Origin of the sequence: Kitasatospora sp. NPDC048715 (genome assembly GCF_043198905.1) — a bacterium.
GTDB lineage: Bacteria > Actinomycetota > Actinomycetes > Streptomycetales > Streptomycetaceae > Kitasatospora > Kitasatospora lactacystinica.
In genome coordinates, this window is record NZ_JBICVH010000022.1 from 1 (window position 1) to 14,297 (window position 14,297).

Consider the following 14,297-nt stretch of genomic DNA (forward strand, 5'->3'; position numbering starts at 1 on the left):
GCCGAAGGTCTCGGCCGCCCAGGCGAGGACCTCCTGCGCGGAGGCCTCCTCCAACTCACGGCCTGCTCTCTCCGCCAACGACGCGTAGTCAGTCGTTGTGCTGCTCATGTGACGTACCCCCGTGGTTGGTCGGTGACAGCAGGCCGAGGAACTTCAGCTGGAAGGCGCGGCGGCATCCGTGGCACTCCCAGGCACCGTGCCCGGCCTCGGAGGGGCGCAGGTCCTCGTCCCCGCAGTAGGGGCAGAAGAAAGGGGCCGCTCGCTCGCTCACGACAGCTGGTCCTCGGTCGCCCGGGCCGCCCACTGGGCGAAGCGCTCGCCCTCGGTGCGGTCGGCCTGGTAGCGGGTCAGCACGCGCTCGACGTAGTCGGGCAGGCCCGCGCTGGTGACCTTGAGGCCGCGGACCTTGCGGCCGAAGCCGGCCTCCAGGCCGAGCGCGCCGCCGAGGTGCACCTGGTAGCCCTCGACCTGCTCGCCGTGCTCGTCGGTGACCAGCTGGCCCTTGAGTCCGATGTCGGCGACCTGGATGCGGGCGCAGGCGTTCGGGCAGCCGTTGATGTTGATGGTCAGCGGCTCGGCGAAGTCCGGCAGGCGCTGCTCCAGCTCGTCGATGAGGGTGCGGCCGCGCTCCTTGGTCTCGACGATGGCGAGCTTGCAGTACTCGATGCCGGTGCAGGCCATGGTGCCGCGGCGGAACGGCGAGGGGGTGACCCGAAGGTCGAGCGCCTCCAGGCCGGCCACCACGGAGTCGACGTGCTCCTCGGCGATGTCGAGGACGATCATCTTCTGCTCGGCGGTGGTGCGCACCCGGTCGCTGCCGTGGGCGGCGGCGAGGTCGGCGATCCGGCCGAGCAGCTTGCCGTCGACCCGGCCGACGCGCGGCGCGAAGCCGATGTAGAACTTCCCGTCCTGCTGCCGGTGGACGCCGACGTGGTCGCGCCAGCGGGCGGCGGGCTCGGCCGGGGCGGGGCCGTCGAGCAGCGGGCGCTCGAGGTACTCGTCCTCCAGGACCCGGCGGAACTTCTCCACGCCCCAGTCGGCGACCAGGAACTTCAGCCGGGCGCGGTTGCGCAGGCGCCGGTAGCCGTAGTCGCGGAAGATGCCGATGACGCCGCCGTAGACGTCGGCGACCTCCTCCAGCGGGACCCACGCGCCCAGCCGCACACCCAGCTTGGGGTTGGTGGACAGGCCGCCGCCGACCCAGAGGTCGAAGCCGGGGCCGTGCTCGGGGTGGACCACGCCGACGAAGGAGACGTCGTTGATCTCGTGCGCGACGTCGAGCAGCGGGGAGCCGGAGACCGCGCTCTTGAACTTGCGCGGGAGGTTGGAGAAGTCCGGGTTGCCGATGAAGCGGCGCTGGATCTCCTCGATGGCGGGCGTGCCGTCGATGATCTCGTCCTCGGCGATGCCGGCCACCGGGGAACCGAGGATGACGCGCGGGGTGTCGCCGCAGGCCTCGGTGGTGGACAGGCCGACGGCCTCCAGCTTCTGCCAGATCGCCGGGACGTCCTCGATCCGGATCCAGTGGTACTGGATGTTCTGGCGGTCGGTCAGGTCGGCGGTGCCGCAGGCGTACTGCTCGGAGACCTCGGCGATCGCCCGCAGCTGGGGGACGGTCAGTCGGCCGCCGTCGATGCGCACGCGGAGCATGAAGAACTCGGCGTCCAGCTCGTGCGGGTCCAGGATCGCGGTCTTGCCGCCGTCGATGCCCTCCTTGCGCTGGGTGTAGAGCCCCCACCAGCGCATCCGGCCGCGCAGGTCGGCCGGGTCGATCGAGTCGAAGCCCCGGTGCGCGTAGATCGTCTCAATACGTGTCCGCACATTGAGACCGTCGTCGTCCTTCTTGAACTGCTCGTTGGCGTTCAGAGGGGTGTAGTGGCCCATGCCCCACTGGCCCTCGCCGCGGTGGCGGGTCGCCTTGCGGGCCGCTGCGGGGCGGCGCTCGGCGGCGAGGTCGGCCGTGGGCTCGACGGTCTCGGAGGAGGTGGCCATGGTGAAGTCCTTCGGGGCAGGTGGCGCTGGCGCCGAATAGGTCGCGGGGCGTGCTCGGCCGTGCGGTGCCGCTCTGACCTGCGGATTTCTCAAGGCCTTGAGGGCAGTGACCGGGACCGGGCGGGCGCCTGCGCATCCGCTGCGACGGGGATGGCGGGGGAGGTCGGCGCCGGGTGCGGTGGTGCGGCGGAGTCGGGCTCAGGTCACCGGACAGATGGCGCTGGACACGCGAAGGAGGTCGACGTGGAGTCGACCTACCAGGGTGGTTCCGGCGCTAGACATGGCAAGAGATTCGCACGGCGCGGGACTCGCGGTCCACTAACATCCGGATGCTGGACGCTGAGGTTTCGTCAGGCGAGACATCCGGACGTTCCCGCCGCTCCCCGCCGGGGCGCCCGGCCACGCGCCCGTACCCCCGGGGAGATCAACCGCGCGGCCCCGGCCCGATACGGTGGGCCCTGTGCAAGCAGCAGGCGATACGAGCAGACCGAACGCCGAGCGGCCCTCCCGGCGAAGGGGCAAGGGCGCGCGGCGGGCGGCGAAACAGGCCACCTGGCGCCGCACGGCGTGGGAGCTGGTCAGGGACACCACCAACACCTGCGTCGAGTACCGGGTCACCGGGCTCGCCGCGGAGGCGGCCTTCTTCACCCTGCTGTCGATCCCGCCGCTGCTGCTCGGGCTGGCCGGCACCCTCGGCTACCTCGACGAGTTCGTCGGCGCGGGCACCATCGCCGGGCTCAAGAAGAGCATCCTCTCGGCCTCCGGGACGGTGCTGTCGGACTCCTCCGTCAACGAGGTCGTGGTCCCGCTGCTGGACGGGGTGTTCGACCGCACCCGGCCCGACCTCGTCTCGATCGGCTTCCTGCTGTCCCTGTGGTCCGGCTCCAGGGCCCTGTACATCTTCATCGACACCATCACCGTCATGTACGGGCTCGACGGCAAGCGGGGCATCGTCAAGACCCGGCTGATGTCGCTCAGCCTCTACTTCGGCGCCCTGGTGATCGGCTCGCTGGTGCTGCCGCTGCTGATGGTCGGTCCGGGGCTGCTGGAGAACGCGGTGCCCGGGGTGTCCGGGCTGGTCGGCGCCCTCTACTGGCCGGTCGCGATCGTGCTGCTGACCGTCTCGCTGACCACCCTCTACCACCTGGCCGTCCCGGTCTCGACCCCGTGGCGCGAGGACATCCCCGGCGCCCTGGTCGCCCTGGTGGTGCTGGTCTTCTGCAGCGTCGGCCTGCGGGTCTACCTGGTCAGCTCGGTAGAGGGCCCCTCGGTGTACGGCTCGCTGGCGGCGCCGGTGGCCGTGCTGCTGTGGATCTTCGTGGTGGCGCTCGCGGTGCTCATCGGCGCCGCGATGAACGCCGCGATAGACCGCCGCTGGCCCACCCTGGAGACCGCCGACGCGCGCGCCGAGAACGAGCGCGCCCACGAGGAGGCGGCCGCCGCCGTGGTCCGCGAGGTCGCCGCCCGGCGGGCCGTCGAACGGGCCCGGCGGGCCCGCGAGCTCGGGCTCGCCGAGGGCGTCGAGGAGGAGTGGGGCGAGGACGAGGGCGAGGACGTCGAGGTGCCCTCCGAGTACCCGGAGCGGTGGGCCGACGTGCTGGCCGCCGACAACGTGCGCGGCCGGCTCACCGCCCGCGGCGGGCCGCACCACCGGCCCGGACCGCCGCCGCCGGACAGCGACCGGCCGGCCGGGCCGACACAGGGGGGCGGGCCGGGAACTCCGCCGGGGCCGCAGTCGGGGCAGCAGCCGGGACCTGCTTCCGGGCCCGTGTCGGGGCCTGCTTCCGGGCCTGTGTCCGGGCCCGGTTCGGGGCCGCCGCAGGGGCCGCCCGGGCAGCAGCAGCCGGGGTACCCGCCGCGACCGCCCCGGCCGCCGTGGGACCAGCGGTAGGCGGAACGAAACGGCAGGAACGGACAGGGCCTCTCCCGTGGGTGCGGGGGAGGCCCTGTCGCTCTGGCGGGCGGACGGACGGGCGTGGGGCGGGCGGGGCCGGCGGACGAGGGGTCAGGTGGCGGCCCGGTGCGGCGGGTGGCCGTGGGCGGGGCGCAGCTCGGTCACGGCGGAGGGGTCGGCCGTGCCGGGGGCAGTGGGGGACGGGGCCGACGGGTCCGGGGCCGACGGGTTCTGGTGCGTCGGGTCCGGGTGCGTCCGGTTCGGGTTTGTGGGGGCCGGGGCCGGGGCCGGGAGCGGCTCGGGGGAGGGCCGGGGCGGGTCCAGGGCGGTACGTCCGGAGGAGTCGCTCAGCTTGATCAGCAGCGCCACCATCAGCCAGTTCGCCAGCAGCGACGAACCGCCGGCGGCCAGGAACGGCAGGGCCTTGCCGGTCAGCGGGACCAGCCCGCTCACCCCGCCGACCACCACGAACACCTGGAGCGCCAGCGCCGCCGACAGACCGGTGGCCAGCAGCTTGCCGAACGGGTCGGTCAGGCCGATCGCGGTGCGCAGACCGCGCTGGATCAACAGCACGTAGACCAGCAGGATCGCGGTCGCCCCGGCCAGGCCCAGCTCCTCGCCGATGGTGGTGAAGATGAAGTCGCTGCGCCCGGCGAAGCCGATCAGCCAGGGCCGTCCCGAGCCCAGGCCGGTCCCGGTCATGCCCCCGGTGCCCAGGCTGAACAGCGCCTCGGCGGGCTGCTCGGAGATCGCCTTGTCGTGCACCGGCTTGTAGTAGTCGAGCGGGTGCAGCCAGGCCTCGACGCGGCCGTGCACGTGCGGTTCCACGGTCCCGACCACCGCCGCGCCGCCGACCGCCATCAGCAGGCCGAGCACCACCCAGCTGGTGCGCTCGGTCGCCACGTACAGCATCACGATGAAGATGCCGAAGAAGATCAGCGAGGTGCCCAGGTCGCGTTCGAAGATCAGCACCAGCAGGCTGACCACCCAGATCGCCAGCACCGGGCCGGCGTGCCGTCCGCGCGGCAGGGTCAGCCCCCAGACCTTCCGCCCGGCCAGCGCCAGCGCGTCCCGGGCGGCCATCAGGTACCCCGCGAAGAAGATCGTGATCGCGACCTTCACGAACTCGTCCGGCTCGAAGGAGAGCCCGAACAGCCGGATCCAGCGCTTGGCGCCGAAGCTGTCGCCGGGGGAGAACACCGGCGCCGCCAGCAGGATCAGCGCACCCGCCATCAGCAGGTAGACGTAGCGCTGGAAGAAGCGGTGGTGCTTGACGAGGACGATCAGCGCGAGCGCCACCGCCACCGAGATGAACACCCACATCAGCTGGGAGGGCGCGGCCGGGAGCTTCTGGTAGTCGCCCTTGGCGGCGTGCGCGGCCTTGTAGCTGAAGTCCAGCCGGTCCAGCAGCACCAGCCCGAAGCCGGTCAGGAAGACGCCCAGCGGCAGGATCAGCGGATCGGCGAACGGGGCGAACCGGCGCACCGCCAGGTGGGCCGTCCCGGCCAGCGCGCCCAGCGACAGGCCGTGCACCAGCAGCCCGGGCGGCATCCGGCCGGTGAGCGCCAGGTTCGCGTCGACGTGTCCCGCCAGGCAGACGGCCACCGCGAGGGCCAGCAGGCCCAGTTCGATGTTGCGGTGGCGCGCCGCGAGTCGGCGGCCGTCGCCGCGTGCAGTGGTTCGCACCTCTTGTCATCCCCTTGTCGAGCACGTGGCGGGTCTCGCCGACGGCGCATCCTGCCAGACGTTTGTGTCTTCGCCGCGGTTGCCGGAGGGAGCGGGAACAGGGCAGAACTTTGCCCGGGCAAAGCTTTGTTGGGGCTCGGTAAAGCTTTGTTCAGGCCCGGGTATAGAGGCGGGCCCCGGGTGCGGCGGGGCCGTCGCGCGGGGACATCATGGCCGGGCGCCGGGGGAGCCCCGGCGGCGGGGTGCCCGACCGGCCGGGGACCGCCGGGACGAGCGAGGTGAGCGGGCGGATGAACGCAGTGGTGGGCGGCGCGGCGGTCGGGCCGGCGGTTGGGTCGGTGGGCGGGCCGACCGGTGGTCCCGCCTCGGTGCTCGCCTACAGCGGTCCGCCGCCGTGGCGGTGGTCCGACCTGGCGACCTCCTGGACGGCCGAGCCGCTGGTGCTCGTGCTGTCGGTGCTGCTCGCTGTCTGGTACCTGGCGGCGGTGCGCAGGGTCAACCGGGCGGTGGGTGACCGGGCGGTGGGTGAACGCGCGGTGGGGGACCGGGCGGCTGCGGGGTCCGGCGGCGGGTGGTGTGCGGCCGGGCACGGCGGCGGGCGCTGGAAGCCCACCCGTACCGCCGCGTTCCTCGGCGGGCTGCTGCTGTGGGTCTGGTGCACCTGCTCCGGCCTCGGTGTGTACGACCGGATCCTCTTCACCGACCGGGCCGTGCAGGTCGTGCTGCTGCTGATGGTCGTTCCGCTGCTGCTCGCGCTCGGCGCACCGGTCTCCCTGTTGGTCGAGACGGCGCCGGCGGCCCGGCGGGAACGCGTCCTGCGGGCGCTGCGCAGCCGCCCGTCCAAGGTGCTGATGTTCCCGGCGGTCTCCACCGCGCTGCTGATGGCGCCGCCGTGGCTGCTCTACTTCACGCCCTGGTACGAGTGGTCGGTGTCCAGCGGGATCGGGAACGTGGTGCTGCACCTGGCACTGGTGCTGCTGGGCCTCGCCTACTTCTGGCCGCGCCTGCAACTCGACCCGGTCGGGCACGAGTACCCCCACCTGGTCGGGCTGTTCATCACCTTCGCCGAGGTGATCTTCGACGCGGGGCTCGGGATCGTGCTGATCTACGGCGGGCACCTGGTCGCCGAGCACTACTACCTGGCGCTCGGGCGGCCGTGGGGCCCGAGCCCGGCGCAGGACCAGTCCTGGGGCGGCAACGCGTTCTGGGTGCTGGGGGACCTGGTCGGGCTGCCGTTCCTGGCCGCGCTGGTGCGGCGGATGGTGGTGCAGGGGCGGGAGGAGACCGAGGCGGTGGACGCCGAGCTGGACGCCCGCTTCGCGGCGGCCGCCGCGCGGGCGCGGGCGGTGGGAGGGCCGGAGGAGGAGGAGACCGGGATGCGGCCGTGGTGGCTGGACGACCCGAACCTCAAGCACCGGTACGGGGCGTAGCGCGGGTCCCGGCGGGGGCGGTCGAGCTGCGGCGGATGCGCGTGGCGGCGGACGGCGGTGCGGGGCGCTATCTGACCCCTTATGGCGGGCCAATTTTGGTCCCCAGAGGCCGCTCTGGCGACCGCTGCCTCGCGTTTCCGCAGGTCAAAAATAGGTTGGCCACAATCCCCCGCCCCGCTAGCGTGTGACACATCCGGTTCGGGGGCCATTGGGCCGCCCGAGGAGTAGAGAGCAGGAGGTGAACCCCGTGGTCGTTGTCGCCCCGATAGCTGCCCAGGGCAGCACTCGCGTTCACCTCCTTTCCCCGGCCGCCGGCTGAGCCCTTCGCGCCAGCCGTAGCCCGCCGGGATCATCTCCTCCCGAAGGGCCACTGCGTTGTTCAACGCTGCCTCCGTTTCGTCGTTCTCTTCTCCCTCTTCTGCTTCTTCCTCCTCTTCGACTTCCGCCGACGCCTCCGCCCTGACCGGCTACGGCTGGACGGCCGAGCTCGCGGAGCTGTTCACCCCGTTCGGCGAGGCCGGGCTGCTCCCGGCCCGGATCGTCCGGGTCGACCGCGGCCAGTGCGACGCCGTCATCGCCGACCCGGAGACGGGCGAGCCGCGCACCGTCCGGTTCGACACCCGGCCGGTGGGCGACGCCGACATGATCAACTGCCCCTGCACGGGCGACTGGGCGGCGGTCGACCTGTACGCCCGGCCCATGGCCTCCGTCGCCGCGCTGCTGCCGCGCTCCACCGCGATCATCCGCAAGGTGGCCGGCAAGCGCTCCGACGGCCAGGTGCTGGCCGCCAACGTCGACACCGTGCTGATCGCCTCCTCGCTCGCGACCGACCCCGACCTCGGACGGATCGAGCGCTTCCTCGCCCTGGCCTGGGAGTCCGGCGCCGACCCGCTGGTCGTCCTCACCAAGGCCGACCTCGTCGACGACGCCGACTTCATCCGGTCCGACGTCGAGGCGGTCGCCCCCGGAGTCACGGTGCTCGTGGTGAGCGCCGACACCGGCGAGGGCATGGACGTGCTCCGCGCCTGCACCCCCGGCACCACCGCGGTGATCGGCCAGTCCGGCGTCGGCAAGTCCACGCTCACCAACGCGCTGGCCGGCTCCGCGGTGATGACCGTCCAGGAGGCCCGCGAGGTCGACCAGAAGGGCCGCCACACCACGACCACCCGAGAACTGATCCCGCTGCCCGGCGGGGGCGTGCTCATCGACACCCCCGGGCTGCGCGAGGTCGGCCTCTACGGAGGCGAGGGCGTGGACCTGGCCTTCGCCGACATAGCCGAGCTGGCCGAGGAGTGCCGCTTCCAGGACTGCGGCCACCACACCGAGCCCGGCTGCGCGGTGCAGGCGGCACTGGCCGACGGCACCCTGCCGCAGCGCCGCATGGACAGCTACCTCAAGCTCCAGCGCGAGAACGACTGGATCGCCTCGCGCACGGACGCCCGGGTGGCCAAGGCGCGGCTGAAGAAGTGGAAGACGATCACCAAGTCGATGCGAGCCGTGGGAGGTCCGGTGAAGCGCTGAGCCCGGGCACCGGCCGGCCGCCGCGCAACGGCCGTCGGCCGGTCCCCGCCGGGCCCGCCCGGCTCAGCGGAGGTCCGCCACCACGCGGAAGCGCTGCAGGACCACCGGAGTGGTGTCGTCCACGGTGAAACCCGGGTCATCGAGGGCGTCGAGCATCTCCGGGCTGCGCCAGAACCGCTCGTGCACCGCACGCCACTCGGCCACGCTGGTGCACCCCTCGCCCTCGTCCAGGGCGTGCTGGAGGTCGACCTCCGCGAGCGGGACCACCCGGACGTCCGTGGTCTCGATCACGGCGACCCTGCGGCCGTCCGAGTCGAGGACGGCGGAGCGCTCACCGGCCAGCGGCAGGGGCTCGCCCTCGTGCTCGTAGTCGGCGATCAGGCCGGTGGTGCTGGTCTTGGCACCGTCGAGGATCGCGGCGACCAGCTGGTCCCGCAGAGGGCCGGGGAACGCGAACTCTGCCGGAGGCAGGGCGACGACGCGCGGGTCGTCCGGGCCGGTGTAGGGCTGCTGGTCACTCATGCCGTGAGAGTAACGGCGGGGCGCTCGGCGGGCTCGCGAATTTCGGGGCCTCGGGCCGGTGCGGCGGGCCTGCGGGGTATGGGCCGTGGGCCATCGGCCATCGGCCATGGGCCATGGGCCATGGGCCGAGGGTCGTGGGCTCACGGTGTGGCGGGTGGCGGGTGGGTGGGGAGGGGGAGGGGGGAGGGGAGGACCCCGAAGCAGCGATCAACGGCGATGTCCGATTCCCGCCAGTCACCCCCCGCCCAGTGCCGCAAACTGGACAGCGTGATCGACGACGACATCCGGTACCGAGCCGTGGACAGCCGCGACTCCCGCTTCGACGGGGTCTTCTTCACGGCGGTCACCTCCACCGGCATCTACTGCCGTCCGAGCTGCCCCGCCGTGACCCCCAAGCGCGTCAACTGCGTCTTCTACCCCAGCGCCGCAGCGGCCCAGGGGGCCGGCTTCCGCGCCTGCCGCCGCTGCCGCCCCGACTCCGTGCCGGGCTCGCCCGAGTGGAACCACCGAGCCGACCTGGTCGGCCGCGCGATGCGCCTGATCGGTGACGGCGTGGTGGACCGCGAGGGCGTCGCCGGCCTGGCCGGCCGCCTCGGCTACAGCGCCCGCCAGCTGCAGCGCCAGCTGATCGCCGAGCTCGGCGCCGGCCCGATCGCGCTGGCCCGCGCCCGCCGCGCGCAGACCGCCCGCCTGCTCCTCCAGACCACCGAACTGCCCGTCACCGACGTCGCGTTCGCGGCCGGCTTCGCCTCCGTCCGCCAGTTCAACGACACCGTGCGCGAGGTCTACGACCGCACTCCCAGTGGTCTGCGCGCCGAGGTCGCCGCCGGCCGCCGCAGCGCGACCCCGGCCGGCGGCCTCACCCTGCGCCTCGCCTACCGCGGCGCGCTCGACAGCGAGCACCTGATCGACTTCCTCGCCCTGCGTGCCGTCCCCGGGGTGGAGGAGGTCGTCCCCGGCGCGCGGCCCGGTGTGCGCGTGTACCGTCGTACGCTCGCGCTCCCGTACGGCCACGGCATCGCCGAGGTCGACGGTCTGGCGCCGGGCGAGCCGCCCACCCGCGGCTGGCTCGACTGCCGGCTGCTGCTCGCCGACCTGCGCGACCTGCCGACCGCCGTCCAGCGCCTGCGCAACCTCTTCGACCTGGACGCCGACCCGCTCGCGGTCGACGAGCAGCTCGGCGCCGACCCGCTGCTCGGCCCGCTGGTCCGCGAGCGCCCCGGCCTGCGCTCGCCCGGCCACGTGGACCCGCACGAGCTCGCCGTCCGCGCCGTCCTCGGCCAGCAGATCAGCGTCGTCGCCGCCCGTACCCTGGCGGGACGGCTCGCCGAGAAGTACGGCACCGCGCTGCCCGAGCCCAGCGGCGGCCTGCGGCTGCTCTTCCCGACCGCGGCCGCCCTGGCCACCGCCGATCCGGAGGACTTCGCGATGCCCGTCGCCCGCCGCCGTGCGCTCACCGGCCTGTGTGCCGCGCTGGCCGAGGGCGTGGTCCGGCTCGACAGCGGGGTCGACCGGGAGGAGGCCGCGGCCGGCCTGCTGGACCTGCCCGGCATCGGCCCCTGGACGGTCGGCTACCTGCGGATGCGGGCGATGGCCGACCCCGACGTCTTCCTCCCGAGCGACGTGGGCGTCAAGCACGGCCTGCTCCGGCTCGGCGCCGCGGGGGACCCGAAGTCCGCCGACCGAGCCGCCGAGGCCTGGGCCCCGTGGCGCTCCTACGCCGTCCACCGGCTGTGGGCCGGCCCCGTGAGCACCGGCCCAGTGAGTACCGGCTCCGTGAGTACCAGTCCCACGAACACCGGCATCAGCACAAGCAACACCAGTGACACCACTGACACCAGTACCGGAACGGAGAACGGACGAGCATGAGCACCACCGTCTACACCACCATGGAGAGCCCCTTCGGCCGGCTGCTGCTCAGCGGCGTGCTGCCCGAGGAGGGCGGACCGGCCGCGCTGGCCACGGTCACCGTGCCCGGCCAGAAGTACGCCCTGGCCGAGCCCGCCGACGACTGGGTCCTCGACCCGGAGGCGCTCGCCGAGCCGGTGGCCCAGCTGACCGACTACTTCGCCGGCAAGCGCACCGGCTTCGACCTCCCGCTCGCGCCCGAGGGCACCGAGTTCCGCCGCAGGATCTGGGCGGCACTGGACGAGATCCCGTACGGCAAGACCGTCACGTACGGCGAACTCGCCGAGCTGGCCGGGCAGGAGCCGCGCATGGTCCGGGCGGTCGGCGGCGCGGTGGGCGCCAACCCGCTGCTGATCGTCCGCCCCTGCCACCGGGTGCTCGGCGCCGGCGGCGCGCTCACCGGCTTCGCCGCCGGCGTGGACCGCAAGCGCTGGCTGCTGGACCTGGAGAGCGGCACCCTGTTCTGACCGCCGGGGCGCCGCGAACGTCCGAGCATCCGTGGTCGAACCCTCAACTCCGCAGTTCCACCCGCCAGTTGTTGCTGCGCATGGGCCGTCCGGGCGGGAACTCGAAGTCCGTCTCGCCGAGCAGTGTGAAGCCGGCCTTCGCGCAGACCGCGTTGGAGGCGGGGTTGTCCACCGAGGGGAAGGCGTGCAGGTGGGGGTGGGCGGCCTCGCGGCGGGCGGCCTCGACCGCCGCGCGGGTCGCGGCGACCGCGATGCCCCGCCCCTGGAAGCCGGGCAGCACGTTCCATCCCATCTCGTGGACGGTCCGGCCCTCCCACGTCCGGGTGCCGTAGCCGACCGTCCCGACGGCCTCGCCCTCGGGCAGCAGCACGATCCGGTACATGCAGCCGAGCCCGGACGGGACGAAGTCCAGGTAGCGGCGGTGCCGTACGAGCAGCTGCTCGGCGCTCTCCGGCCCGCCGACGTGCTTCTTCATCTCCGGCGTGTTGACCCGGCGCAGCAGCGCGAGGTCGTCGTCCGTCCAGGGCTCGATCCGTACCGCTGTGCTGGTCATGCCGGGGACGGTAGCGGCGGGCGAACGCGGCGGCCAGTGGTTTTCACCCGGCCGCGGGCTCCTGGGCGGGTGCCGGCTCGGGCCCGGTGCCCGGCTGTGCGAGGGCGCGGGCGAGCTGTTCCAGGCCCGGCAGGGCGTTGACGACCGCCGCGCGGTCGGCCGGGTCGAGGGTGCCGAGTGCGGTGGCGATGCGGCGTTCGTGGGCGTGCTGCCAGTCGTCCAGCTGGCGCCGGCCCGCCGGGGTGAGGGCGATCCGGGCGGTGCGGCGGTCGCCGGGGTCGGCCTGGCGGTCCACGAAGCCGGCGTCGAGCAGCTTCCCGACCAGTCCGCTGACGGTGTTGGGCGCGAGCCGCTGCCGTGCGGCCAGCTCGCCGACCCGCAGTGGCGCGGCGGCCAGTGTCTGGAGGAGTTCGACCTGCGCCATCGGCAGGGACTCCCACGGGTAGTCGGTGCGGATGCTGCTGCGCAGCGCGCGGCGCAGCCGGGTGACGGTGTCGGTCAGCTGCCGGGCGTGCTCGACCGCCGGGTCGGGGCTTGCGGTGGCGGGGTCGGGAACGTGTGGTGACGACGGCATGGCGGACAGCGTATCGCCTGGTACGGGGCGGTTCGGCGGCCGGTCGGGGCCCGGGGCCGTGCCGTGTTGCGGCTCTGTCGCAGGCCTCGCCGCGGGCGTCCGTCCGGCACCGTTCGTATCGTGGGACACATCCTGTCGTAGAACGAGCTGCTCGTAGAGAGAACATATCTGTATCCGATATATTCGTACCCATGAACGCCACCGCCCTTGCCTCGCGGCTGCTCACCGAGCGGCCCCGGCCGCGCGGCATAGCCGGCTGGCGCCACGCCCACTGGCTCGCCGTCGGCACGGTCTGTCTCGGCGCCTTCCTCGGTCAGCTGGACGCCAGTGTCATCGCCCTGGTCTTCCCCGCCATCGGCCGCGACTTCGACGCGGGCTTCGCCGCCGTCGAGTGGGTCGCCCTCGCCTACCTGCTGGTCCTGGTCGCCCTGCTGGCCCCGATCGGCTGGCTGTCGGACCTGGTCGGCCGCAAGACGATGTACATCGGCGGCTTCGCGGTCTTCGGCCTCTCCTCGCTCGGTGCCGGATTCGCCGGCGGCCTCTGGGCCCTGGTCGGCTGCCGCGCCGTCCAGGCGGTGGGCGCCGCGATGATGCAGGCCAACAGCGTCGCCCTGGTCGCGCGGGGCGTCCCCGAGCACGCGATGCGGCGCGCGCTCGGCATCCAGGCCTCCGCCCAGGGCCTCGGCCTGGCGCTCGGGCCCAGCCTCGGCGGGCTGCTGGTCGAACACGCCTCGTGGCGCTGGGTGTTCTGGGTCAATGTGCCGATCGCGGCGTTCGGCATCCTGGCCGGCTGGTTCCTGCTGCCCCGCACCCGGGCGGCGGGCGCCCCCGCGGCCGTACCGGGCCCCCGCCCTGCGAACTCCCCCGGCGGGGAAGCCCACCGCGCCGGAGGCCGTCGAAACGTTGCCCACCGCAACGATGCCCACCGCAACGAAGCCCGCCGGACCGCGACCGGCCGGACCGCGACCCGCCGGACCGCGACCGGCGCCGCCGCCCGCTTCGACCTGCCCGGCCTGCTGCTGCTCACCGGGGCGACCACCTCGCTGCTGCTCGCCCTGTCCACCGCCTCCGGCCTGCCGCTGCCCGGCTGGGCGGTGGCCGCCCTGCTGCCCGCCTCCGCCGCCCTGACCCTGGCACTGGTGCGCCAGGAACGGCGGGCCGCCCGGCCGATCCTGGCGCCCGGGCTGGTCAACACCCCGGGCGTGCGCTCCGGCCTGGTGGTGGGGCTGATCGGCTATCTGCTGCTGTTCTGCCCGCTGGTGCTGGGCCCGGTGCTGCTCACCGGTGCCGGGGTGTCGACGGCCCACGCGGGCCTGGTGATCACCCTGCTGCCCGCCGGGTTCGCCTTCGCCGCGACGGTCGGCGGCGGGCTGCTGCCCCGGGGCTGGTCGGACGTGACCAGGTGCCGCCGGGGTGCGCTGCTCGCGGCCGGCGGGCTGCTGCTGTTCGCCCTGCTGCCGGCCTCGGACGCGGCGGCGGCCCCGCTGCTGATCGCCGGTTACGGGCTGGGTCTGCTGCTGCCCGCCAACAACGCGCTGGTGATGCGGGCGATCCCGGCGCAGTGCTCGGCGGTCGGCGGCGGCATGGTGAACATGGCCCGCAGTCTCGGCACGGCGCTCGGCATGGCGCTGTCCGTCCTCGGTGTCCACCTGGCGGGCGCCGAGTCCGGTGGGCGGACGGTACTGCTCGTGCTCGCCGCCGTCGCCGCGGCGGCGGCGCTGCTCGCCCGGCCCGTCCGGGCCTGAGGAGC

At 73.7% G+C, this 14,297-nt stretch carries 13 protein-coding genes; 6 read left to right on the top strand and 7 right to left on the bottom strand.

Going from position 1 to position 14,297, the window contains the following annotated elements:
- Positions 1-88: 88 nt before the first annotated feature.
- The 3 genes from ACGFSC_RS34745 to ACGFSC_RS34755 all read right to left on the bottom strand — a co-directional run bounded on the left by ACGFSC_RS34745 (position 89) and on the right by ACGFSC_RS34755 (position 2,274).
- Positions 89-271: a hypothetical protein gene (locus ACGFSC_RS34745; protein WP_359908072.1), complete on the bottom strand. Its 183-nt coding sequence runs from the start codon at positions 269-271 to the stop codon at positions 89-91.
- Positions 268-1,992 carry a nitrite/sulfite reductase gene (locus ACGFSC_RS34750; RefSeq protein ID WP_359908069.1) on the bottom strand — a complete coding sequence of 575 codons (1,725 nt, stop codon included), beginning with the start codon at positions 1,990-1,992 and terminating at the stop codon, positions 268-270. The genes ACGFSC_RS34745 and ACGFSC_RS34750 overlap by 4 nt, the downstream gene beginning before the upstream one ends.
- 198 nt (positions 1,993-2,190) lie before the next feature.
- Positions 2,191-2,274: a putative leader peptide gene (locus ACGFSC_RS34755; protein WP_318264789.1), complete on the bottom strand. Its 84-nt coding sequence runs from the start codon at positions 2,272-2,274 to the stop codon at positions 2,191-2,193.
- Positions 2,275-2,452: 178 nt separating this feature from the next.
- On the opposite strand from ACGFSC_RS34755, the gene ACGFSC_RS34760 reads away from it, so the two are divergent.
- On the top strand, positions 2,453-3,883 hold the full coding sequence (locus ACGFSC_RS34760; protein WP_359908066.1) for a YihY/virulence factor BrkB family protein: 1,431 nt from the start codon (positions 2,453-2,455) through the stop codon (positions 3,881-3,883).
- Positions 3,884-3,997: 114 nt separating this feature from the next.
- Here ACGFSC_RS34760 and ACGFSC_RS34765 read toward each other — a convergent pair whose 3' ends face one another.
- A complete protein-coding gene (locus ACGFSC_RS34765; protein WP_359908063.1) occupies positions 3,998-5,572 on the bottom strand; it encodes an FtsW/RodA/SpoVE family cell cycle protein in 1,575 nt (524 codons plus the stop codon).
- A gap of 290 nt (positions 5,573-5,862) precedes the next feature.
- Here ACGFSC_RS34765 and ACGFSC_RS34770 point away from each other — a divergent pair, with 290 nt between their 5' ends.
- Complete coding sequence (locus tag ACGFSC_RS34770) at positions 5,863-7,002, top strand: cytochrome c oxidase assembly protein (protein WP_359908060.1); 1,140 nt, start codon at positions 5,863-5,865, stop codon at positions 7,000-7,002.
- Positions 7,003-7,377: 375 nt separating this feature from the next.
- Positions 7,378-8,523, top strand: coding sequence for a ribosome small subunit-dependent GTPase A (gene rsgA, locus ACGFSC_RS34775; protein ID WP_359908058.1), 1,146 nt, complete (start codon positions 7,378-7,380; stop codon positions 8,521-8,523).
- Between the two features lie 63 nt (positions 8,524-8,586).
- Here the strand turns inward: rsgA and ACGFSC_RS34780 are convergent, their stop codons facing one another.
- Positions 8,587-9,045 (bottom strand): ASCH domain-containing protein, encoded by a 459-nt coding sequence (locus tag ACGFSC_RS34780; RefSeq protein ID WP_359908055.1) that lies wholly within the window; start codon positions 9,043-9,045, stop codon positions 8,587-8,589.
- 216 nt (positions 9,046-9,261) lie between these two features.
- Between ACGFSC_RS34780 and ACGFSC_RS34785 the strand changes: the two genes are divergently transcribed.
- The gene (locus tag ACGFSC_RS34785; RefSeq protein ID WP_359908052.1) at positions 9,262-10,914 is read left to right on the top strand and encodes an AlkA N-terminal domain-containing protein; all 1,653 of its coding nucleotides are present in this window, start codon (positions 9,262-9,264) and stop codon (positions 10,912-10,914) included.
- Positions 10,911-11,420, top strand: coding sequence for a methylated-DNA--[protein]-cysteine S-methyltransferase (locus ACGFSC_RS34790; protein ID WP_359908049.1), 510 nt, complete (start codon positions 10,911-10,913; stop codon positions 11,418-11,420). The genes ACGFSC_RS34785 and ACGFSC_RS34790 overlap by 4 nt, the downstream gene beginning before the upstream one ends.
- Positions 11,421-11,463: 43 nt before the next feature.
- Here the strand turns inward: ACGFSC_RS34790 and ACGFSC_RS34795 are convergent, their stop codons facing one another.
- Positions 11,464-11,973, bottom strand: a complete 510-nt coding sequence (locus tag ACGFSC_RS34795; protein WP_359908046.1) for a GNAT family N-acetyltransferase — start codon at positions 11,971-11,973, stop codon at positions 11,464-11,466.
- A gap of 43 nt (positions 11,974-12,016) precedes the next feature.
- Entirely contained in the window at positions 12,017-12,547 is a 531-nt protein-coding gene (locus ACGFSC_RS34800) for a MarR family winged helix-turn-helix transcriptional regulator (protein WP_359908043.1), read from the bottom strand.
- A 191-nt stretch (positions 12,548-12,738) separates the two neighbouring features.
- Between ACGFSC_RS34800 and ACGFSC_RS34805 the strand changes: the two genes are divergently transcribed.
- The gene (locus tag ACGFSC_RS34805) at positions 12,739-14,292 is read left to right on the top strand and encodes an MFS transporter (RefSeq protein WP_359908040.1); all 1,554 of its coding nucleotides are present in this window, start codon (positions 12,739-12,741) and stop codon (positions 14,290-14,292) included.
- The last annotated feature ends 5 nt before the right edge of the window (positions 14,293-14,297 follow it).